The organism is Streptomyces albicerus (genome assembly GCF_008905045.1).
Taxonomy (GTDB): Bacteria; Actinomycetota; Actinomycetes; order Streptomycetales; family Streptomycetaceae; genus Streptomyces; species Streptomyces albicerus.
The window spans coordinates 140,617-161,313 of the sequence record NZ_VWMY01000007.1 but is presented as its reverse complement, the minus strand read 5'-3'; the positions used below and the strand labels follow the sequence as shown (position 1 = coordinate 161,313).

Annotated in this window: 18 protein-coding genes; 4 read left to right on the top strand and 14 right to left on the bottom strand. The window is 71.3% G+C overall.

All coding sequences use genetic code 11. The features are described from left to right. Positions 1–80 precede the first annotated feature (80 nt). From pheT to infC, 7 genes are all read right to left on the bottom strand, one after another. Entirely contained in the window at positions 81–2,582 is a 2,502-nt protein-coding gene (gene pheT / locus GAS53_RS08010) for a phenylalanine--tRNA ligase subunit beta (RefSeq protein ID WP_151476751.1), read from the bottom strand. Then, a complete protein-coding gene (gene pheS, locus GAS53_RS08005) occupies positions 2,582–3,712 on the bottom strand; it encodes a phenylalanine--tRNA ligase subunit alpha (RefSeq protein WP_151476750.1) in 1,131 nt (376 codons plus the stop codon). Before pheS ends, pheT begins: the two co-directional genes overlap by 1 nt. A gap of 145 nt (positions 3,713–3,857) precedes the next feature. Further along, a complete protein-coding gene (locus tag GAS53_RS08000) occupies positions 3,858–4,994 on the bottom strand; it encodes a sensor histidine kinase (RefSeq protein ID WP_151476749.1) in 1,137 nt (378 codons plus the stop codon). Between the two features lie 80 nt (positions 4,995–5,074). Continuing rightward, complete coding sequence (locus GAS53_RS07995; protein WP_151476748.1) at positions 5,075–5,917, bottom strand: TrmH family RNA methyltransferase; 843 nt, start codon at positions 5,915–5,917, stop codon at positions 5,075–5,077. A gap of 284 nt (positions 5,918–6,201) precedes the next feature. Beyond that, complete coding sequence (rplT, locus tag GAS53_RS07990; protein WP_016642495.1) at positions 6,202–6,585, bottom strand: 50S ribosomal protein L20; 384 nt, start codon at positions 6,583–6,585, stop codon at positions 6,202–6,204. 96 nt (positions 6,586–6,681) lie between these two features. After that, positions 6,682–6,876 carry a 50S ribosomal protein L35 gene (gene rpmI, locus GAS53_RS07985; protein ID WP_003947156.1) on the bottom strand — a complete coding sequence of 65 codons (195 nt, stop codon included), beginning with the start codon at positions 6,874–6,876 and terminating at the stop codon, positions 6,682–6,684. A 146-nt stretch (positions 6,877–7,022) separates the two neighbouring features. Then, positions 7,023–7,721: a translation initiation factor IF-3 gene (infC, locus tag GAS53_RS07980; RefSeq protein WP_192583012.1), complete on the bottom strand. Its 699-nt coding sequence runs from the start codon at positions 7,719–7,721 to the stop codon at positions 7,023–7,025. Between the two features lie 389 nt (positions 7,722–8,110). On the opposite strand from infC, the gene GAS53_RS07970 reads away from it, so the two are divergent. Continuing rightward, the gene (locus GAS53_RS07970) at positions 8,111–8,467 is read left to right on the top strand and encodes a DUF1844 domain-containing protein (RefSeq protein ID WP_151476747.1); all 357 of its coding nucleotides are present in this window, start codon (positions 8,111–8,113) and stop codon (positions 8,465–8,467) included. A 77-nt stretch (positions 8,468–8,544) separates the two neighbouring features. Here the strand turns inward: GAS53_RS07970 and GAS53_RS07965 are convergent, their stop codons facing one another. After that, positions 8,545–9,276, bottom strand: a complete 732-nt coding sequence (locus tag GAS53_RS07965) for an SseB family protein (protein ID WP_151476746.1) — start codon at positions 9,274–9,276, stop codon at positions 8,545–8,547. Positions 9,277–9,447: 171 nt separating this feature from the next. Here GAS53_RS07965 and GAS53_RS07960 point away from each other — a divergent pair, with 171 nt between their 5' ends. Further along, entirely contained in the window at positions 9,448–10,449 is a 1,002-nt protein-coding gene (locus GAS53_RS07960; RefSeq protein WP_151476745.1) for a serine hydrolase, read from the top strand. A gap of 118 nt (positions 10,450–10,567) precedes the next feature. On the opposite strand, the gene mycP is transcribed toward GAS53_RS07960, so the two are convergent. Together mycP and GAS53_RS07950 are read right to left on the bottom strand one after the other, a co-directional pair. After that, on the bottom strand, positions 10,568–11,743 hold the full coding sequence (gene mycP / locus GAS53_RS07955; RefSeq protein ID WP_151476744.1) for a type VII secretion-associated serine protease mycosin: 1,176 nt from the start codon (positions 11,741–11,743) through the stop codon (positions 10,568–10,570). Beyond that, a complete protein-coding gene (locus tag GAS53_RS07950; RefSeq protein ID WP_225858796.1) occupies positions 11,740–12,819 on the bottom strand; it encodes a hypothetical protein in 1,080 nt (359 codons plus the stop codon). The genes mycP and GAS53_RS07950 overlap by 4 nt, the downstream gene beginning before the upstream one ends. Before the next feature lie 1,177 nt (positions 12,820–13,996). On the opposite strand from GAS53_RS07950, the gene GAS53_RS07945 reads away from it, so the two are divergent. After that, positions 13,997–15,199: an amino acid deaminase/aldolase gene (locus GAS53_RS07945; RefSeq protein ID WP_151476743.1), complete on the top strand. Its 1,203-nt coding sequence runs from the start codon at positions 13,997–13,999 to the stop codon at positions 15,197–15,199. Between the two features lie 34 nt (positions 15,200–15,233). Here GAS53_RS07945 and GAS53_RS07940 read toward each other — a convergent pair whose 3' ends face one another. The 4 genes from GAS53_RS07940 to GAS53_RS07925 form a co-directional block, all read right to left on the bottom strand. Continuing rightward, complete coding sequence (locus GAS53_RS07940; RefSeq protein ID WP_151476804.1) at positions 15,234–16,184, bottom strand: DUF2510 domain-containing protein; 951 nt, start codon at positions 16,182–16,184, stop codon at positions 15,234–15,236. Positions 16,185–16,246: 62 nt separating this feature from the next. Next, the gene (locus GAS53_RS07935; RefSeq protein WP_151476742.1) at positions 16,247–17,029 is read right to left on the bottom strand and encodes a 3-oxoacyl-ACP reductase; all 783 of its coding nucleotides are present in this window, start codon (positions 17,027–17,029) and stop codon (positions 16,247–16,249) included. Continuing rightward, on the bottom strand, positions 17,026–18,435 hold the full coding sequence (locus tag GAS53_RS07930) for an aldehyde dehydrogenase family protein (protein ID WP_151476741.1): 1,410 nt from the start codon (positions 18,433–18,435) through the stop codon (positions 17,026–17,028). Before GAS53_RS07930 ends, GAS53_RS07935 begins: the two co-directional genes overlap by 4 nt. An 11-nt stretch (positions 18,436–18,446) precedes the next feature. After that, positions 18,447–19,811, bottom strand: coding sequence for a glutamine synthetase family protein (locus tag GAS53_RS07925; protein ID WP_151476740.1), 1,365 nt, complete (start codon positions 19,809–19,811; stop codon positions 18,447–18,449). 77 nt (positions 19,812–19,888) lie between these two features. On the opposite strand from GAS53_RS07925, the gene GAS53_RS07920 reads away from it, so the two are divergent. Further along, on the top strand, positions 19,889–20,623 hold the full coding sequence (locus GAS53_RS07920) for a FadR/GntR family transcriptional regulator (protein ID WP_151476739.1): 735 nt from the start codon (positions 19,889–19,891) through the stop codon (positions 20,621–20,623). The last annotated feature ends 74 nt before the right edge of the window (positions 20,624–20,697 follow it).

The following is a 20,697-nucleotide window of genomic DNA, read 5'->3' as shown; positions in this document are numbered from 1 at the left end:
GGGGAACTGCGCGACCAGCCACGACGAACCCGCAGCAGACCAACAACCCGCAGTTCCCCGGCACTACCTGCCTCGGGGGGCTAACCCCGCAGAACCGCCCCCGTGCGCTCGCCCGCGAGGGCAACCGCCGCGTCACGGGCCCTGGAGGCCTGGTCGACGGTCAGGGTGCGGTCGTCGGCGCGGAACCGCAGCGCGTACGCCAGGGACTTCATGCCCTCACCGAGCTGCTCGCTCTCGTAGACGTCGAACAGCCGGATGGACTCCAGGAGTTTCCCCGCACCCTCACGCAGCGCGGCCTCCACATCGGTCGCCGGAACGTCCCGGGAGACGACCAGCGCGACATCCTGCGTGGCGACCGGGAAGGCGGAGATGCGCGGCGCCTGAAGGGCGCCGGTGCCCGCCTGCTCCAGGAGGTCGAGCTCGACCTCCATGGCACAGCTGCGCTCCGGAAGGTGCAGCGCCTTGATGACGCGCGGGTGCAGCTCACCGGCGTGACCGACGAGGGTCTCCTCGCCGTGCACCGTGACGTACAGCGCGGCGCAGCGGCCGGGGTGCCAGGGAGCGTGCTGGTCACTGCGCACGGTCAGCTCGACACCGGCCTCGCGGGCGACGGTACGCGCCGCCTCGACGGCGTCCGCCCAGTCCGCCGGACGGCCCTTGCCCCACCAGCCGGCCTGCTCGCGGGCACCCGCGAGGACGACGGCGGCGCGGCGCGGCTGACGCGGCAGCGCGGCGTTGATCCCGGCGATCTCCTCGTCGGTGGGACGACGGTCGACGGGCAGGCGCTCGGCCGTGTGCTCCTCGCCGGTCGGCCGGAAGACCAGGCCGGTCTCGAAGAGCGCCAGGTCGTGCGAGCCGCGGCCGTCGTTGCGCCGCAGCGCGCCGAGCAGCCCCGGCAGCAGGGTGGTGCGCATCGCCGGCTCTTCGTCGGAGAGCGGGTTGACCAGCTTGACCGTGGTGCGCCGCGGGTCGTCGGCCTCCAGGCCGAACTGGTCGAGCACCTCGGTCCCGATGAACGGGTAGTTCAGCGCCTCGACGTATCCCGCACCGGCCAGCGCACGCCCGACCCGGCGGTGCAGTCGCTGCCGGTCGGTGAGGCCCAGGCCGGCGGGCGGCTTCGGCAGGGTCGAGGGCAGGTTCTCGTAGCCCTCGAGCCGGATGACCTCTTCGGCCAGGTCGTTCGGGTCGGTCAGGTCGGGCCGCCAGGACGGCACGGTGACGATCAGCTCGTCCTGCCCGTAGACGTCGCAGCCGACCTGCTGGAGACGGCGTACGACGGTCTCGCGGCCGTAGTCGACGCCCGCGACCTTGTCCGGGTGGTTGGCCGGGATGGTGATGGTGCGCGGCGCGGAGGGCGCGATGACCTCGGTGACGCCGGCGTCGGCGGAGCCGCCCGCGAGGAGGACCAGCAGGTCGACCGTGCGCTGCGCGGCGGCGGACGCGGCCTCCGGGTCGACGCCGCGCTCGAAGCGCTTGGACGCCTCGGAGGCCAGCTTGTGGCGGCGGGCCGTCCGCGCGATCGAGATCGGGTCGAAGTGCGCGGCCTCGATGACGACTTCGGTGGTCGTGCCCTCCGTGTCGTCGATCTCGGTGTTGGCGCCGCCCATGACACCCGCGAGGCCGATCGGCCCGCGGTCGTCGGTGATCAGCAGGTCCTCGGCGTCCAGTGTGCGCACGACGCCGTCGAGCGTGGTGAGCTTCTCGCCCGGCTCGGCCCGGCGCACACCGATGGTGCCCTGGACGCGGGAGCGGTCGTACGCGTGCAGGGGCTGACCGAGCTCCAGCATCACGTAGTTGGTGATGTCGACGGCGAGCGAGATCGGACGCATGCCCGCCTTCTGGAGGCGGCGCTGCAGCCAGATCGGGGAGTGCGCCTCGGGCGACAGACCGGTGACCGTACGCGCGGTGAAGCGGTCGCAGCCCCGCGGGTCGGAGACCTGCACCGGGTAGCCGAACGCGTTCGGACCCGGTACGTCGAGCAGCGCCGGGTCGCGCAGCGGCAGCCCGTACGCGATGGCGGCCTCGCGGGCGACACCGCGCATCGACAGGGCGTAGCCGCGGTCGGGGGTGACCGCGATGTCGAGGACCTCGTCGACGAGTTCGAGCAGCTCGATGGCGTCCGTGCCGACCTCGTGCTCCGGCGGCAGGACGATGATGCCGCCGCTTCCGTCGTCACCCATGCCCAGCTCGCCGCCGGAGCAGATCATGCCGTGCGAGGTCTTGCCGTACGTCTTGCGCGCGGCGATCGCGAAGTTGCCGGGAAGCACGGCGCCGGGCAGGACCACGACGACCTTGTCGCCGACGACGAAGTTACGGGCGCCGCAGACGATCTCCTGGGGCTCACCGGTGCCGTTGGCCTGGCCGACGTCGACGGTGCAGAAGCGGATGGGCTTCTTGAAGCCCTCCAGCTCCTCGATGGTCAGCACCTTGCCGACGACGAGCGGCCCCTTGAGGTCGGCGCCGAGCTGCTCGACGGTCTCGACCTCGAGGCCTGCCGAAATGAGCTTGGCCTGGACGTCGCGCCCGGTCTCCGTCGCCGGCAGGTCGACGTACTCCCGCAGCCAAGAAAGCGGGACCCGCATCAGATCTCCATCCCGAACGGCCGGGTGAACCGGACGTCACCCTCGACCATGTCTCGCATGTCTTCGACGTTGTGGCGGAACATCAGCATCCGCTCGATGCCGAACCCGAAGGCGAATCCGCTGTACTTCTCGGGGTCCACACCGCAGGCGATGAGCACGCGCGGGTTGACCATGCCGCAGCCGCCGAGCTCGATCCAGCCCTCGCTCGAACAGGTGCGGCAGGAGCGGTCGGGGTTGCCGACGGACTCGCCCTTGCACACGTAGCAGAGCATGTCCATCTCGGCGGACGGCTCGGTGAACGGGAAGTAGTTCGGGCGCAGCCGGGTCTTCATGTCCGCGCCGAAGAGCGACTGGACCATGTGATCCAGGGTGCCCTTCAGGTCGGCCATGGTCAGGCCCTCGTCGACGGCGAGCAGCTCGATCTGGTGGAAGACCGGGGTGTGCGTGGCGTCCAGCTCGTCGGTGCGGTAGACGCGGCCGGGGCACACGACGTAGACGGGCGGCTCGCGGTCCAGCAGGGCGCGGGCCTGCACCGGGGAGGTGTGCGTGCGCAGCACGACACCGGACTCGCCGTCACTGTCAGCGCCCTTCGCCCCCTGCACGAAGAAGGTGTCCTGCATCTGCCGGGCCGGGTGGTCGGGCGTGAAGTTGAGGGCGTCGAAGTTGAACCACTCCGCCTCGACCTCGGGGCCCTCGGCGATCTCGTATCCCATGGACACGAAGACGTCCGAGACCCGCTCCATCATGGTGGTCAGCGGGTGCCGGGCGCCGGCCGGTACGCGGTCGTAGGGCAGCGTGACGTCCACGGCCTCCTCGACCAGCACGCGGGCGTCCCGCTCGGCCTCGAGCTCGGTCTGGCGGGCGGCGAGCGCCTTGTTCACCGCGCCGCGGGCCTGCCCGACGCGCTTACCGGCGTCCGCCTTGGCGTGCGGGGGCAGGGCGCCGATCTCGCGGTTGGCGAGGGCCAGCGGCGAGGTGCCGCCGGTGTGGGCGACCTTGGCCTCCTGGAGCGCGTCGAGGTCACCGGCGGCGGCGAAGGCGGCGAGCGCCTCGTCCCGCATGCGCTCGATCTCTTCCGGTTTCAGTGCCTCGACCTCAACAGGGTCGTACGACTTGTTCGGTGCCGACATCTCTTCCCGTGCTTCCGGTTGGCTGGCTGAGGGTCCCCGTCTACGACTCGGAGACGAATCGTCTCTGACTTCGGACGCAAGGTGCCAAAAGCCGAGTCTATCGGGGTTGAGGTGTGCGAATGCGCCCGTGGGGCACCGTTCGGCGTTACTGCAGATACGCCGGGGTGCTCACGGGCAACGTAAATCGGAACTGCGCGCCGCCCTCGGGGGCGCGGCCGACCGTGATGGTGCCGCCGTGGGCTTCGACGATGCCCTTGACGATGTACAGCCCGAGGCCGGTGCCGCCGCGCTTGCTGCCCCGCCAGAAGCGGGTGAAGACGCGGTTCATGGACTCCTCCGGGATGCCGGGGCCCTCGTCGCTCACCGTGACCGACGTGCCGGCTTCCTCCGCTTCGCGGGGCGACGGCGCGGGCTCTACGTCGATGGTGACGGTTCCCTCGCCGTGCCGCACCGCATTTTCCAGCAGATTGCTGAGCACCTGGTCGACCTTGTCGGGGTCGGCCCACAGGTCGGGCAGCGGCTGGCCGATGCGCAGCAGGAAGCGGTCGGCGGACTGACCGGAGGCGACGTATGCCTGGATGTGGCGGCCGACGGCGGCGCCGATGTCGACGGGCTGGCGGCGCACTTCGAGACGCCCGGAGTCGATGCGGGAGATGTCGAGGAGCTCCGCGATGAGACGCGTGACGCGGTTGGCGTCGGCGTCGACCGTCTCCAGCATCAGCTTCTTCTGGTCGTCGGTGAACCTCTCCCACTTGGCGAGCAGCGTCGCCGTGAAGCCCTTGACGGAGGTGAGCGGTGAGCGCAGCTCGTGGGCGACCGTGGCGATCAGCTCGGCGTGGCTGCGCTCGGTGCGGCGGCGGGCCTCGGTGTCACGGAGGGAGACGACGACGCGGCGGATCGGTCCGGTGGGCCGCACACGCACGTACCGCGCCGAGACCAGGACCTCCCGGCCTCCCGGCAGCAGCAGATTGCGCTCGGGCTGTCCGACGCGGATCGCGAGACCGCCGTACGGGTCGGTCAGCTGCCACCAGCGGCGGCCTTCGAGGTCCTCTAACGGCAGGGCCCACTCCAACTGCCGGCCGAGGGCGTCGGCGGCGGAGGTGGCGGTGATCCGGGCGGCCGCGGCGTTGAAGCAGATCACCCGGCCGCGCTCGTCGGCGATCACGAGTCCGTCGGGAAGTTCGTCGGGGTCGATGCCGAGCTCGGCGAGATCACCGTGCCGGGACGCGGGTGTGCTCCGCACGTCCCGTGCCCCTGGTGCCCTGCTCGTGCCGACACTCATCCCCGTACCCCACCTCTCGTCCGGCGCAGAGGCCCCCGAGCCCGTCACCCTACTAGCTGGGAGTGACGGAACGGACCCCCTCAGGAACGAGCACCGCGGTCACGCTGCGCACGAGCCGACGCGTAGAGACATACGGCGGCCGCCGTCGCGAGGTTCAGGCTTTCGGCCTTGCCGTGAATGGGTACGCGCACGACGGCGTCCGCCAGCGCGCGGGTATCCTCCGGGAGCCCCCATGCCTCGTTGCCGAACACCCAGGCGGTGGGCCCGCCCATGGTGCCCTTGTCCAGCTCGTCGTCCAGGTCGTCCTCCCCGGCACCGTCGGCGGCGAGGATGCGTACGCCGACGTCCTTCAGCCCCTGCACCGCGTGCTCCACGGGTACGCCGACGGCCACGGGCAGATGGAACAGCGAACCGACCGACGCCCGTACGGACTTGGGGTTGTAGAGGTCGACGGAGGCGTCGGTGAGGACGACGGCGTCCGCCCCGGCGGCGTCGGCGCAGCGAAGGACGGTGCCCGCGTTCCCGGGGTCCCGCACATGCGCCAGTACGGCGACCAGCCTTGGCTCCGTCTTGAGGATCTCCTCGAACGGAGTGTCCAGGAACCGGCAGATCCCGACGAGCCCCTGCGGGGTGACGGTCGTCGAGACGTCCGCGATCACGTCCTCGGCGGCGAGGTGCACACGGGCCCCGACGGCACGGGCCCCGCCCACGATGTCGGCGTACCGCTCCGCGGCGTCCGGGGTCACGAAGAGCTCGACCAGCGTCGCGCCCCCCTCGCCCCGATGCCCGGCCGCCTCCCGCACGGCCTGCGGCCCCTCAGCGAGAAACAGCCGCTCCTTCCCCCGGAAGTTCCGCTTCGCGAGCCGCCGAGCGGCGGTGACGCGGGACGAGCGGGGGGAGATCAGCTCGGGGCCGGCAGGCATGGGTTCACCTTTGGTTCACGGGCGGGGCAAGTCATTCGGCTGCTGCACGGGTCTGGGCAACTCCGGCTGCTTCACAGATCTGGGCAACTCGTTCGGCTGGATTCACAAGGGCCGGGGCCGGGGGCCGCGGGCCGGGGCACCTCATGTCCGCCGCGGCGGCGCTCAGCCACGACGGCGGATTCCGGCGGTGCCATACCAACCGAAGGCCGCGAAAACAGATGTGGACCCGCAAGCCAAAGGGCAAGCGGGTCCACAACCAGTTCCGGCCAAGGCCAGCGCCGGCGTCACGCAGCCTTGGGCGCGTTGACGTCGGAAGGCAGCGCCTTCTGGGCGACCTCGACGAGCGCCGCGAAGGCGTTCGCGTCGTTGACGGCAAGCTCCGCGAGGATCTTGCGGTCGACCTCGATGTTCGCGGCCTTCAGACCCTGGATGAAGCGGTTGTAGGTGATGCCGTTGGCGCGGGCAGCGGCGTTGATGCGCTGGATCCACAGCTGACGGAAGTCGCCCTTGCGCTTCTTGCGGTCGTTGTAGTTGTAGACCAGCGAGTGGGTGACCTGCTCCTTGGCCTTGCGGTACAGGCGCGAACGCTGACCGCGGTAGCCGGAGGCCTGCTCGAGGATCGCCCGGCGCTTCTTGTGGGCGTTGACTGCCCGCTTGACGCGTGCCACTTGTTAACTCCTTGTAGCGGGGCCGTGGTGGTCGGCACACGGCCCGAAATCGATTGGGTCCCGGTCAGAGATCAGGTGCGCGGTGCGCAACCGACATCACTTGCCGAGAAGCTTCTTGATCTTCTTGGCGTCGCCCGGGGCCATCTCGGCGTTGCCGGTGAGGCGGCGCGTCAGGCGCGACGACTTGTGCTCGAGCAGGTGGCGCTTGCCGGCGCGCTCACGGAGCACCTTGCCGGAGCCGGTGATCTTGAAGCGCTTGCTGGCACCGCTGTGCGACTTGTTCTTCGGCATAGCGCCGTTCTCTCCTCGTCAGTGGCGCTCCTGTGCCCGGTCGTGAAACCGGGCACAACGGAACGTCATGTGTATCGGTTGACGTCCCCGAACTCTCGTCCGGGAACCCCCTGGGACTCGTGCCCTGGTGGACTCGCGCCCTGGGATCAGGCCTCGGCGGATGCCTCGGCCGGGGCCTCGGCAGTCTCGGTGGCGTCGACGTCGCCGTCGATGTCATCGTCCGCGGCGTTCTGCGAGCGGCCCGGGTTGGCCTTCGCTTCCGCCTTCCGTGCCGCCTGGGCCTCACGGGCCTCGGCCATCGCCTCGGTCTTCTTCTTGTGCGGACCGAGAACCATGATCATGTTGCGGCCGTCCTGCTTCGGATTCGACTCCACGAACCCGAGGTCGGCCACGTCCTCCGCGAGACGCTGCAGCAGTCGGTAGCCGAGTTCCGGCCGGGACTGCTCGCGACCACGGAACATGATCGTGATCTTGACCTTGTCGCCCTGCTTGAGGAACCGGACGACGTGACCCTTCTTGGTGTCATAGTCGTGCGGGTCGATCTTCGGCCGGAGCTTCATCTCCTTGATGACCGTGTGCGCCTGGTTCTTGCGCGCCTCACGGGCCTTCATGGCCGACTCGTACTTGAACTTCCCGTAGTCCATGAGCTTGCAGACCGGCGGACGCGCGTTCGCGGCCACCTCGACCAGGTCGAGGTCGTACTCCTGCGCAAGCTCCAGGGCCTTGGCAAGCGGGACAATCCCGACCTGCTCGCCGCTGGGACCGACAAGTCGCACCTCGGGAACGCGAATCCGGTCGTTGATGCGGGGCTCGGCGCTGATGGATCCTCCTTGGTAGCACCACACGGCGGTCTGGCGGACAGCCGCGTATGTCTCTGATGACACTTGGACCAACCACCGCAGCACATGAAAAATGCCCCGGACGGGACACAGGCGGGGCTCCAAGGACTACCGGAGCACCGTCGCGGTCAACCGCGGGGCGCACTTTCGGGCGATTCCATCGTCCGTACGGAACGATGGTGACCGCCTGACCGGGTGACCCGCCGTCCCGGAGGATGGTCGGGTGGGAGTTCGGAGCCTCCACTTGTGGGCCGGGCACAGGGGTGTCCGGCCGGTCGTTACACAAGGTTAGCAGCTCCCCGGGGATGGTGCGAATCGTCGTGCACGTACTGTTCTCGGGCTCCCGCGGGCTCCCGAGGACGGCCGCCGGCAAGCCTGGGCCTATCGTGTGGGGCATGAGTGACACCCCTCCTGAGTCCCCCGACTTCGACGCCATGACCCGTGACATCGCCGAGGTCCCCGCGGTCGAGGTCCTTGTGACGGTCGCCGTCAACCTGATGAGCGCCGCCGCCGTGAAGCTCGGTCTGACCGAGGAGGGCGACAAGTACAAGGACCTCGACGAGGCACGCAAGCTGGTGCACGCGCTGGCCGGGCTGCTCGACGCGAGCGCGACCGAGATCAGTTCGTTCCACGCGGCCCCGCTGCGCGACGGCCTGAAGTCGCTCCAGCTGGCCTTCCGCGAGGCGTCGGTCGTCCCGGACGAGCCGGGCCAGGGCCCGGGCGAGAAGTACACGGGTCCGGTCTTCGGCTGACCCGTTCCTCACGGACGTACGGAACACGGAACCGCGGGTCTTCACGGACGGACGTACGGATTGACGAGCGTACGCACCTACTGGCGTACGTACAGGGGCTCGCCCGGTGGCGTTGCCTCGGCCGGCAGAAGTGCCAGGTCGAGGCCGCGTACCAGGCGGGCCCTCAGTGTTTCGTCGGCGGCGAGGCGCTGGGCGACGGCGCGGGCGGTCTCGCCCTGGGCCGCGGACGGGTCCAGTACGAGGGCGAGGGTGCCGTCGGCCTGACCGGGGCCGAGGTGGGCGCGGAGCACCAGAGGCTCGGCGGCGACCGCGGCGCGTACCGCGTCGACCACGGCGGGATCGGCCAGCGGGTCCGTCGTCGTACGCCCCTCGGCGAGCGCCAGCAGGGCCGGGCCCGTCAGCTCGTACGGGACCGGCCCGGCCAGGTCGATCACCACCGTGTCGGCCTTCTCGTGGGCGGCGGCCTGGAGGGCCTGGTGCAGGGGTACGGCGACGGGGCGGGCCTGCGGGTCCCAGCGGGCCAGTGACTCGGTGGACGTGAAGGCGGGCAGCGCGGTCCGGTCACCTGCCTTGAGGGTGGGGACGGCCATGTCGCTCGTCTTCTCGCGGCGCAGCCCGTTCTCGTCCTCCTCGACCTCGCCCAGCACGGCGACGACGGGGACGAGGAGCCGGGCGTCCTTGAGCGCCGCCAGGACGGAGCCGTGCGCGGACCGGTCCTCGGCCCAGGCCGCGAGCGCCGCGCTCAGCCGGGGGTCGGCGGAGCCGTCGTCGTCGGAGAAGCCGGGGTCGGGGATGCTCTTGTTCGCCACGGGTACCGACCCTATCTGTGCGGGGCGGCGGGCCCTCCGGTGGGCCGAACGTGCCCTTTGCGCGTCCCGGAAACCCGTTGTTCACGGCGTTCATGGGTTTCTCAGGGATCCCTGACACGCTTCTAACATGCGTCTAACCGGGCGCACAGTGCCGGGGCCCATTCTCGCGGCATGTTCCCCCACCGAGCTTGTCCGCGCAGCGACCGGCCGTCCTGCCGCAGGCCTCTCGTCTACGCCGGAGTGGCCTCCGTCGTCCTCGTGGGCTCCACGGCCTCGGGGACGACGTACGTGAAGGCGCAGGCGCCCGACGCCGGTGGCCTCGTATCGTCCTCGGCGTCGCCCAGTGCGAGTGGGGCGGTGTCCGAGGCAACGGTGGCGATGGAGGCGACGGTGGAATCTTCGACGGCAACCACGGCTACGCACTCTCCCGGTCCCACGCCCAGTCCCAGTCCCAGGGTGGATCGGGATGCGCTGCTCGCCGAGGCGGTGGGGTCCGTGGCCGTCGAGGACGGGGCGGCGGTGTCGGTGGCGGTGCTGGATCTGTCGTCGGGTGAGAGTGCGGTGTACGGGGACGGGGCGTTCGACACCGCGAGCATCGTGAAGGTGGACATTCTGGCCGCGTTGCTGTTGCGGGCGCAGGACGCGGGTCGGGGGCTGACCGCGCAGGAGAAGGCGTACGCGTCCGCGATGATCCGCAGCAGTGACAACGCGTCCGCCACGGCGCTGTGGGACGCGATCGGGCAGGCGAAGGGGTTGGAGGCGGCGAACAAGCGCCTCGGGCTTCGTGACACGGAGGGTGGGGACGGGGCGCTGTGGGGGCTGACCCAGACCACGGCCGCCGATCAACTCACTCTGTTGCGGCAGGTGTTCGGGGACGAGTCGGAGTTGAGTGAGGCTGCTCGGGCGTATCTGCGGGGGCTCATGGGGGACGTCGCCGTGGGGCAGGACTGGGGGGTGTCGGCTGCGGGGTCTGCTGAATTCGCCCTGAAGAACGGGTGGTTGCCGCGGAGTGCGACCGGGCTGTGGGACATCAACAGCATCGGTCACGTGGCTGCGGACGGTCGTGAGTATCTGGTTGCGGTGCTGTCCGACGGCAACTCGACGAAGGAGAAGGGGGTTTCGTTGGTGGAGGCCGTCGCGAAAGCAGCCGTGTCTTGTTTTGCGGGTTCCTGACGCTGCGTGGCGCTGCCGCGATGTCTGGTGGGTGAGGTGCGGGTTGTGGGTGGCTGGTCGCGCCCACGCGGCGGAGCCGCATATGTCACAGCCCCGCGCCCCTGAAGGGGCGCGGCCCTTACGGGGCCGTCCGTCTTCTGCTGCCTCGCCAGAGGATGATCGCCACTACCAGGAGTACGCCGCCGGTGCTGCCTGCCAGGGGGCCTGCCCAGGCGGAGGTGGGCTGGTCGTCCTTTTCGGGGGTCGGGCCGCTGCCGAAGTACTTGTTGCCGTAGGCCGCCGCGGTCAGGCCCTCCGGCTTCAGTTCGGCGCCCGCCTTGATGGCTGCCGCGGGGTCCACGAAGCCGAAGCCCCGCGAGTCGTCGCGGCCGCCGGTCGGGGCGTCGCGGGCCGTGTCCTCCAGGAGTTGTTTGATCTGGGCCGGGGACAGGCCCGGGTGGGCCGCCTTGACGAGGGCGACGGCGCCGGAGACGAAGGCCGAGGCGGCGCTGGTGCCCCAGCCCTCGTAGTACTTCTGGTCCGGGTCGGCGATGACCACGTCGACTCCGGGTGCGCTGACCGTGGCGTACCAGCGGCGGGTGGAGAACGAGGCGCGCGTGCCGTAGCGGTCGACGGCCGTCGCGGCGATCACGCCGGGGTAGGCCGCCGGGTACGAGATGTGGTCGCCCTTCTCGCCGCCGTTGCCTGCCGAGGCGACGACGACGGAGCCCTTCTTCAGGGCGTACTGGACCGCGGCGTCCTCGGAGGCCTCGGGGTGGGCGGACTTGGAGTCGTCGCCGAGGGAGAGGTTGATGACGTCGGCGCCGTGGTCGGCGGCCCAGCGGATGCCTTCGGCGAGGGCGTTGCCGCGGGTGTTGCGGGCCTTGCCGCGGGCGGAGTCGCCGTCTTCGAGGATCACGCGGACGGGCAGGATCTTCGCCTCGGGGGCGATGCCCATGACTCCGTCGGCGTTGCCCACGCCGTGTCCGTTGCCCGCGATGATGCCCGCCATCGCGGTGCCGTGCCGGGCCCAGGAGCGGTCGCCGCGGCCTGCGCCGAAGCCGACCATGTCCTTGCCCGTGAGGACGTTGCCCGCCAGGTCCGGGTGTTCGTCGTCGACGCCCGTGTCGAGGACGGCGACGGTGATGCCCTCGCCCTTCGTCGTACGCCAGGCCTCCCGCGTGTGCATCGCGTCCAGTGCCCACTGCTTCGCGCGGATGCCGTCGGCGTGGGCGGCGGTGGAGGGGAGGAGGGCGAGGGTGGCGCCCAGGAGGGCGACCAGGATTCCCGTTCTGCGCGGGGCCTTGCGGGTCATGACGGCTTCTCCGTGGCCGAGTTGACGGTCTTGCGGAGGCTTCGCTCGACGCGGTCGGCGAGGCCCTGGGCGTCGTGGCCGAGGCCTGCCTGGGCGGCGGGCGTGGTGGCGTCGGACTTCATCGCGGCCTCGGCGGGCTGCGGTTCGGTGACGGTACGGCCGTCGGCGAAGCCGGAGACGGCGTAGACGACGACCGGGGCGTCCTTCAGGACCGACACCGTCCACGACGCACGCTGGTCGTCGCCGAACCCGGCGGCCACGGTGTTCCGCGCGGCGTACGGGCGGGGCATCAGGTCGCGCCGCCCGTCGAGTCCCTGTGCCTTGAACCGGCTCTGCAGGGCGCCCATCGCCGCGGAGTCCGCCTTCGTGAACAGCAGGCCGACCGTGGTGACGTGGCTGCGGGTGGCGTCCGTGTAGGTCGCGCGCAGGAGACGCAGACAGCCAGCGGGGGCGAGAGCCTCGCGCAGGAGGGGGTCGAAGGCGTCCTTGCAGCCGCTGTCCGGGGCCACGGCGATACGGGTCCACGTGCGGTCGGCGCCGCCCGGGCCCGCGCCCTCGCCCTTGACGGTGGGCGGGAAGAGCTCGTCCACGGGGACGCTGTGCCACAGGTCCCCGGCCGCGGTGAAGGCGTCGCGCGTCCCGGCCCCGCCCGTGCCGTCCCCGGTGAGCCAACTCCCCGTCACCGCACCGCCGATGAGCCCGAGCCCCAGAACGACACAGGCCGCGGCGGTCACCACACGGGGGCGCAGCCGGGCGCCCGAGGTGTGTGGCTGCGCGGTGTCTTCGTCGTACGTGTCAGGGGGTGCGAGTGAGACGAAGGGACGGTGGCTGGGAGCGGCCGCCATCAGGTCCCAGGCTTCGGCGACGTGTCCGGAAGGGCCGGGGAAGCCGGAAGTGCCGGGGAAGGGTGGTGTCGCCGGGCTGGACAGACCGGCGTCGGGCGGTGGCGTACTTGACACCGCGAGCGGTTCGGCGGGGACGGGCCGGAGCCGGGTCGTGGTCTCCGACGGGGTCTCGCCGGGTGCTCCGGTACGCCGTGCGGCGGCAGGGTGCAAGGTGCTCGGCCGGGGCGGCATGGGCGGCCTCGTCGGCCGTTCCCCGCCACTCGGCCCGGACGGCGACGACGCGCCGCCGCGCTCCGCGGTGCCCGGCCGGGGCGCCGAAGCACCCGGCCGCGGCGATGCGAACGGCCGGGCGGGCATACGAGGGCCAGGCCGCTCCGGGGAGTAACTGGTCGCCGCCCTCGGCTCGGTGGCGGGAGGAGGCGGCGTAGACCGGCTGTCGCCATTCGCCACCGGCTCGCGGGGCTCGGCCGCAGGGCGCGGCGGAACACCCGTCCCCTGGACACTCCTCGTGGCCGACCTCGGCTCGCTCGCGGGACGCGGCGGGGCACCCGTCTGGTCGGTGCTTCTTGTGGGCGCCGCGGGCTCGTTCGCGGGACGCGGTGGGGCGCCTGCCCCCTCCGGGCTCCGCCTGGGAGCGGGCGGGGCGGTCGACGGGCGTGGTGGAGCAAGCGCACCCTCCACCCGTGGCAAGGCACCCGTCACAGGCGGCGGCATGTCCGGAAAGCGGGCCGAAGCCGGCGGAGGCGGCGGCATCTCCGGTGGCTGTCGCTGTTCGCCGGTGGGGCGGAGGTTCGGGAAGCGGAGGGACGTGGCCGGGGATGTGTCCCGGGGGCCGGTCCCGTCGGTCGTGCGCGGCCGGGGCGGCATGGCCGCGGCGTTGGAGCCTGGCCGGGCCCCCGCGATGCCGGGCCTCAGCGGGGCGTTGCCGGGCTCGCGCCTCGGCAGAGGACCCGTGGTGTCGATGTCGGTGCCGGTGTCGCTTTCCTCCGGAACACCCGTGCCCTTGGGTCCCCGCGATGCGTCCCCGGATCTCCCAGGGCGGGCGGAGCCACGCCCCGGCCAGGCCTCCGGGCCCTCGGCCCTCTCTGAGGCGGTGCGGTCGGACGGGGCACCCGTGGTCCCGGGCCCCTCGAACGGCTCTTGCTCGCCCTCCGCGGCAGGCGGCTCGGGCGGCATCGACGGGCGCGGAGGAATGGAGGCGCGGCGCGCTTCCGTGCTCATGCACCCCCCGTTTCCTCGACCCGGGCGACCGGCCCGCCGAAGGAACCCCTCCGGAATCCGTTCCCTGCTTGCGTGCGCGTCACTCTACGGGTTGAGGCTGTGCGAGTGGGAACCAGTCCGCAGGCCCGGGGCATCTGCCCGGAACGTCCCCCTACCCTGCGGTAATCAGGTCTGGCAGGCTTCGGTCATGACTGCCCGCGCCGCAGACCGGGCCCGCTACGACCGGGCCACCGCTCACCTAGACGCACCTCTCGCGATCGTGGACCTGGAGGCCTTCGACGCCAACGCGGAGGATCTCGTACGGAGGGCGGCCGGCAAGCCCGTACGCGTCGCGAGCAAATCCGTACGCTGCCGGGCCCTGCTGGAACGCGTGCTCGCCCGGGACGGTTTCGCCGGGATCATGTCCTTCACACTCGCCGAGTCGCTGTGGCTGGCCCGCTCCGGCTTCGACGACGTACTGCTCGCCTATCCGTCCGCCGACCGGAAGGCGTACGCGGAGCTCGCCGCCGATCCCAAGCTCGCGGCCGCCGTCACCGTCATGGTCGACGACCCGGCGCAGCTGAGGCTGATCGACGACGCGCGGGACGGCGGACGCGAAGAGGTGCGTGTCTGCCTGGAGTTGGACACCGCGCTCAGGATGCTGGGCGGCCGGGTCAGGGTCGGCGCCCGCCGTTCGCCGCTGCACTCCCCCGCTCAAGTCGCCGAGATGGCGCGTACGGTGGCCCGTCGGCCGGGCTTCCGGCTCGTCGGGATCATGGCGTACGAGGGACACATCGCGGGTGTCGGGGATGCGCTGCGAGGGCGCCCCGTGCGGTCGCGCGCCATCCGGCTGATGCAGGCGACCGCCCGCAAGGAGCTGGCCCAGCGCCGTGCGGACGTCGTGCGTGCGGTACGGGCCGTCGCGCCGGACCTGGAGTTCGTCAACGGCGGCGGCACCGGCAGCGTCCAGCACACCGCCGCGGAGGACTCCGTGACGGAGATCGCGGCCGGGTCGGGGCTGTACGTGCCACGTCTCTTCGACAACTACACGTCGTTCAGCGGGCGTCCGGCCGCGCTCTTCGCGCAGCCCGTCGTGCGCAGGCCGGGGGTGGGTGTCGTGACCGTCCTCGGCGGCGGCTACCCGGCGTCGGGCGCCGCGGGCCCCGACCGGCTGCCCGAGCCGTACCTCCCGGAGGGGCTGCGCTACGACCCGCAGGAGGGCGCGGGCGAGGTGCAGACGCCACTGCTCGGCTCGCCCGCCGACGATCTGCTGATCGGCGACAAGGTGTGGTTCCGGCACGCCAAGGCCGGGGAGCTGTGCGAGCGGTTCGACATGCTGCACCTCGTGGAGGGCGACACCGTGACGGCGACGGTCCCGACGTACCGCGGGGAAGGTCACACGTTCCTGTAGCCGACGGGACGGCGGCCCGACAGGCCGACAGGCCCTACTGCGTAGGACCGATGCTGCTGCCCACGCCGCCGCTCGTGCCCTCGTCGCCCACCGGCCGGATCCCCTTGGTGATCCGGTCCATGTCGGCGAGCGGCGGCCCCTCCTCGCCCGCGTCGAAGACGTACCGCACCATGACCATCGCCTCCGAGCCGACGCTGGAGGGGAACGCCATCGACTGGACGTAACCGCCGGGCCCCGCCTCCGTCCTGACGCGCCAGCGCACGAAGTATCCGGTGCGGCCGGCGACCGCGACCGGGCCCTGCTTGACCAGCTTGCGGGACGTGATGCCGTGGAAGGGGCGCTGGTCGATCTTGTTGCGGTCGTACGCCCGGTCGGCCGCCTCGGAGATGTCGCCCTTGGCGAGTGCCTCGGGGGACTTCTCGTCGTTCGAGGTGACCGTGTTCGAGATGACCGTGCCGTGGCGGCAGAGGCCGTCGTCGCCCGGGCACTCGTACGTCCCGGGTGTGGTCATCACGACGTCGGCGTCGCTGACGTTCTTGGGCCTGGCCCAGCCGTCGAGGAGCGGCAGGGTGATGCCGTTGAGCGGGTCCACGACGACGGCGGGGTCGTCGGCGGACGGCTCGGAGGTGGACTCCGATGGCGAGGGCGAGGGCGAGGCGCTCGTCGGCGCGGACGACGTGGGCGTCGGCGCGGTCTTCGCCTCCGGGTCGCCGTCGTCCCCGTTCAGGACGACGGCGCCCGTGACGATCGCGGCGACCAGGACGGCCGCCGCGGTGACGAGGGCGATCGTCTTCGCGCGGCCGGAGCCGCCGCCGGATGCCAACTGCATCGTCGGCACCGTCGGCGCGAACTGCGGTTGCGCCTGCGGCTGTTGCGGCGTCGGCGCCTCGGGCGTGCGCCGGTGTTCGGTCCAGGCGGTCCCGTCCCACCAGCGCTCGACGTGCGGGGCCGAGGGGTCCCGGTACCAGCCGGGCGGGGGCGTCATGCTCATTACGGCACTCTAAGCGCCGCCCGCACACCGGCACACGGCCGTCTCGCCGACCGGTTTCAGAGAGGCGTGACGTACGCCCCGGAGATCCCGCCGTCCACCAGGAAGTCCGTGGCGTTCACGAACGAGGAGTCGTCGCTGGCGAGGAACGCGACCGCCGCGGCGATCTCCTCGGCCTCCGCGAACCGCCCGACCGGGATGTGTACGAGGCGGCGTGCGGCCCGCTCCGGGTCCTTGGCGAACAGCTCCTGGAGGAGGGGGGTGTTGACCGGCCCGGGGCACAGGGCGTTCACGCGGATGCCCTCGCGGGCGAACTGCACGCCCAGTTCGCGGGACATGGCCAGCACGCCGCCCTTGGAGGCCGTGTACGAGATCTGCGAGGTCGCCGCGCCCATCCGGGCCACGAACGACGCGGTGTTGATGATCGACCCCTTGCCCTGGCGCCGCATGTAGGGGATCGCGGCCTTGCAGCACAGGTACACCGACGTGAGGTTGACCTCCTGGACGCGCTTCCAGGCCTCCAGGCCCGTCTCCAGGATCGAGTCGTCGTCGGGCGGTGAGATGCCCGCGTTGTTGAAGGCGATGTCGACGGATCCGTAGGTGTCGTACGCGGTCTTGAAGAGCGCCTCGACCTGCTCGGGGTCGGTGACGTCGACCTTCACGAAGATTCCGCCGACCTCCTCGGCGGCGGCCTTGCCCCGGGTCTCGTCGACGTCGCCGCAGACGACATGGGCGCCCTCGGAAGCGAGCCTGCGCGCGGTGGAGAGGCCGATGCCGCTGCCGGCACCGGTGATGACGGCGGTACGGCCGACCAGGCGGCGGCAGATGGTTTCGTCGGTCACTGTGCGGGACCCTCCGTGCTGATGAAGACGTTCTTGGTTTCGGTGAAGGCGGTGAGGGCGTCCGGGCCGAGTTCGCGGCCGATGCCGGACTGCTTGAAGCCGCCGAAGGGGGTCCAGTAGCGGACGCTGGCGTGGGAGTTGACGGACAGGTTCCCGGCACGGACGGCGCTCGACACGCGCAGGGCGCGGCCGACGTCGCGGGTCCAGATGGAGCCGGACAGGCCGTAGTCGGTGGCGTTGGCGAGGCGGATCGCGTCGGCCTCGTCCTCGAAGGGGAGGACCACGGCGACGGGGCCGAAGACCTCCTCGACGGCCACGCGCGCGTGGGGCTCGATTCCGGTCAGGACGGTGGGCGGGAACCAGAAGCCGGGGCCTTCGGGGGCGGTGCCCCGGATGCCCACCGTGCTGTCGGCGGCCTCGGTGACGTACGACCGTACGCGCTCCAGCTGGGGCCTGGAGATCAGCGGGCCCATCGCGGTCTTCTCGTCGGCCGGGTCGCCGACGACGACGGACTCGATCGCCGGGGCGAGGAGTTCGAGGAAGCGGTCGTACGCCGAGCGCTGGACGAGGATACGGGTGCGGGCGCAGCAGTCCTGGCCCGAGTTGTCGAGGAAGGACATGGGGGCGGCGGCCGCGGCGGCCTCGATGTCGGCGTCGGCGAAGACGATGTTGGGGCTCTTGCCGCCGAGTTCGAGGGTGACGCGCTTGAGAAGGGCCGAGCCCTTGGTCAACACCTGTTTGCCCACGGCCGTGGACCCGGTGAAGACGATCTTCGCGACCCCGGGGTGCTCGACGAGCGCGTTGCCGGTGACGGGGCCCGCTCCCGGGAGTACCTGGAAGAGGTGCTCGGGAAGGCCTGCCGCCAGGGCGAGTTCGGCCAGGCGCAGAGCCGTCAGCGGGGTCGTCTCGGCGGGCTTCAGGATGACCGCGTTGCCCGCCGCGAGCGCCGGGGCGGTGCCCCAGGCCGCGATCGGCATCGGGAAGTTCCAGGGTGCGATGACGCCGACGACGCCCAGCGGTTCGAGGATCGTGACGTCGAGACCGCCCGGCACCGGGATCTGGCGCCCGGTGAGCCGCTCCACTCCCCCGGCCGCGTAGTCGAGCAGGTCGCGGACGTTGCCTGCCTCCCAGCGGGCGTTGCCGATGGTGTGTCCGGCCTCGCGGACCTCCAACTGAGCCAGTTCCTCGAGGTGTTCGTCGACGACGACGGCGAACCGGCGCAGCAGCCGGGCCCGCTCGCCGGGCGCGAGGGCGGCCCATCCGGCCTGCGCCTTCGCGGCCCGTACGACGGCCGCGTCCACGTCCGCCGCGCCGGCGCCCGGAACGGTGGCGATGACCTCTTCGGTGGCCGGATTGAGCACCAGGAGCTCGTGCTCGTCGGACGCACCGGTCTGCGACTGTGACAACGAAGAACCTCTCACATGCGTTCGAAGGAGCGGCGGAGCTCCCAGTCGGTCACCGCGGCGTCGAAGGCGTCCAGCTCGACGCGCGCCATGTTGCGGTAGTGCGCGACCACCTCGTCACCGAAGGCGGCCTTGGCGATGGGGCTGTTCTCCCAGAGCTCGGCGGCCTCGCGCAGAGTGGTGGGCACGTGCTCGTACTCCGAGGTGTACGCATTCCCCGTGCACGCCTCCGGCAGCTCCAGCTTCTGCTCGACGCCGTACAGCCCGGCCGCGACAAGGCCGGCGACGGCCAGATGCGGGTTCACGTCCCCACCGGGCAGCCGGTTCTCGAACCGCATCGAACGGCCGTGGCCGACCACCCGCAGCGCGCAGGTGCGGTTGTCGTGGCCCCAGGCGACGGCGGTCGGCGCGAACGAGCCCGGCTGGAACCTCTTGTACGAGTTGATGTTGGGCGCGTACAGCAGCGAGAAGTCCCGGAGCGCGGCGAGCTGTCCGGCGAGGAAGTGACGCATGATCGGCGACATGCCGCCCGGGCCGTCGTCCGCCATCACATTGGTGCCGTCGGCGTCGGTGAGCGAGAGGTGGATGTGACAGGAGTTGCCCTCGCGCTCGTTGTACTTGGCCATGAAGGTGAGCGAGACACCCTCCTGGGCAGCGATCTCCTTGGCGCCCGTCTTGTAGATGGCGTGCTGGTCGCAGGTGACCAGGGCCTCGTCGTACTTGAACACGATCTCGTGCTGCCCGGGATTGCACTCACCCTTGGCGGACTCGACGGTCAGACCGGCCCCGGTCATCTCATTCCGGATGCGGCGCAGCAGGGGCTCGATACGCCCGGTCCCGAGCACCGAATAGTCGATGTTGTACTGATTCGCGGGCGTCAGCCCCCGATAGTTCGCGTCCCAGGCCTGCTCGTACGTGTCCTTGAAGACGATGAACTCCAGCTCGGTGCCCACCTGGGCGGTGAGGCCGTGCTCGGCGAGCCGCTCCAGCTGGCGGCGGAGGATCTGGCGGGGCGCGGCGACGACGGGCGAGCCGTTGTTCCAGGCGAGGTCTGCGACGAGCATCGCCGTACCGGCGTTCCAGGGCACCCGGCGGAGCGTGCTCAGATCGGGGTGCATGGCGAAGTCGCCGTATCCGCGGTCCCAGGAGGACATCTCGTACCCGTCGACCGTGTTCATGTCGGTGTCGACCGCGAGGAGGTAGTTGCAGCCCTCCGTACCGTGGTGCAGAACCTCGTCGAGGAAGAAACGCGCGGCGAACCGCTTCCCCTGGAGCCGCCCCTGCATGTCCGGGAATGCCAGGACGACCGTGTCGATCTCGCCGCTCGCAACGAGGGCGTGCAACTCCTCGACGCTGAGGGGTGGTGTGCGGTCTGCCACGGGAAAGGCCTCCTTCGGTCAGCCGAGAGCCATAAGGTATTGCCGAGAACCATTGCTTGGGAAGGGGGCACGGCCAGATGTCGCAGCCGGATCCACACGTCTTGAACGACCGGCTGACGCCGGTCCTGCGGCCGGTGCGCGCGGGCAACGGCTTCGAGGAGGCCCTGGAGCAGATCCTCCAGGTCGTCCGGCTCGGCCTGGTGCCCGGGGGTGAACGGCTGCCCGCCGAGCGGGAGTTGGCGGAACGGCTCGGGATCAGCCGGGTGACTCTGCGTGAGGTGCTGAAGGTGCTGCAGGACCAGGGCCTGGTCGAGTCACGGCGCGGACGCTACGGCGGCACGTTCGTGGTCCCGAGGACCGAGACGCCCGGCGCGGACGAGCTGCGCCGGCGCATCGAGGAGGTCGATGTCGAGGACGTCCTGCGCTTCCGCGAGGTGCTGGAGGTGGGCGCGGCCGGGCTGTGCGCCCAGCACGGTCTGGACGAGAAGCAGGCGCAGCGGCTGCGGGTCGCTCTCGCGCGCACGCACGACGCGCCGCTCACCGACTACCGGCGCCTGGACACGATGCTGCACCTCACCCTCGCCGAGCTGTGCGGTTCCCCGAGCCTGACCGCGCAGTACGCGGCCGTGCGCGCGACCGTCAACGACCTCCTGGACTGCATTCCGCTGCTCGTCCGGAACCTGGAGCACTCGCAGCAGCAGCACACCGCCCTGGTGGAGGCCGTGCTCGACGGGGACGCCGACGGGGCGCGGGAAATGATGCGCGAGCACTGCGCGGGGACGGCCGCCCTGCTGCGCGGCTTCCTCACCTGACGCCCCCGCATGACGCGCCCATGACGGCGCCGTCGCGCCCCGGCCCCGGGACCCGTGACGGACGGTGCGGCTTC

Excerpts from the sequence above, each read along its gene's own strand:
- pheT (WP_151476751.1), bottom strand. The coding sequence starts at position 2,582 with ATGCGGGTCCCGCTTTCTTGGCTGCGGGAGTACGTCGACCTGCCGGCG.
- pheS (WP_151476750.1), bottom strand. The coding sequence starts at position 3,712 with ATGTCGGCACCGAACAAGTCGTACGACCCTGTTGAGGTCGAGGCACTG.
- GAS53_RS08000 (WP_151476749.1), bottom strand. The coding sequence starts at position 4,994 with ATGAGTGTCGGCACGAGCAGGGCACCAGGGGCACGGGACGTGCGGAGC.
- GAS53_RS07995 (WP_151476748.1), bottom strand. The coding sequence starts at position 5,917 with ATGCCTGCCGGCCCCGAGCTGATCTCCCCCCGCTCGTCCCGCGTCACC.
- rpmI (WP_003947156.1), bottom strand. The coding sequence starts at position 6,876 with ATGCCGAAGAACAAGTCGCACAGCGGTGCCAGCAAGCGCTTCAAGATC.
- GAS53_RS07970 (WP_151476747.1), top strand. The coding sequence starts at position 8,111 with ATGAGTGACACCCCTCCTGAGTCCCCCGACTTCGACGCCATGACCCGT.
- GAS53_RS07960 (WP_151476745.1), top strand. The coding sequence starts at position 9,448 with ATGTTCCCCCACCGAGCTTGTCCGCGCAGCGACCGGCCGTCCTGCCGC.
- mycP (WP_151476744.1), bottom strand. The coding sequence starts at position 11,743 with ATGACCCGCAAGGCCCCGCGCAGAACGGGAATCCTGGTCGCCCTCCTG.
- GAS53_RS07950 (WP_225858796.1), bottom strand. The coding sequence starts at position 12,819 with ATGCCGCCCCGGCCGAGCACCTTGCACCCTGCCGCCGCACGGCGTACC.
- GAS53_RS07945 (WP_151476743.1), top strand. The coding sequence starts at position 13,997 with ATGACTGCCCGCGCCGCAGACCGGGCCCGCTACGACCGGGCCACCGCT.
- GAS53_RS07940 (WP_151476804.1), bottom strand. The coding sequence starts at position 16,184 with ATGACGCCCCCGCCCGGCTGGTACCGGGACCCCTCGGCCCCGCACGTC.
- GAS53_RS07920 (WP_151476739.1), top strand. The coding sequence starts at position 19,889 with ATGTCGCAGCCGGATCCACACGTCTTGAACGACCGGCTGACGCCGGTC.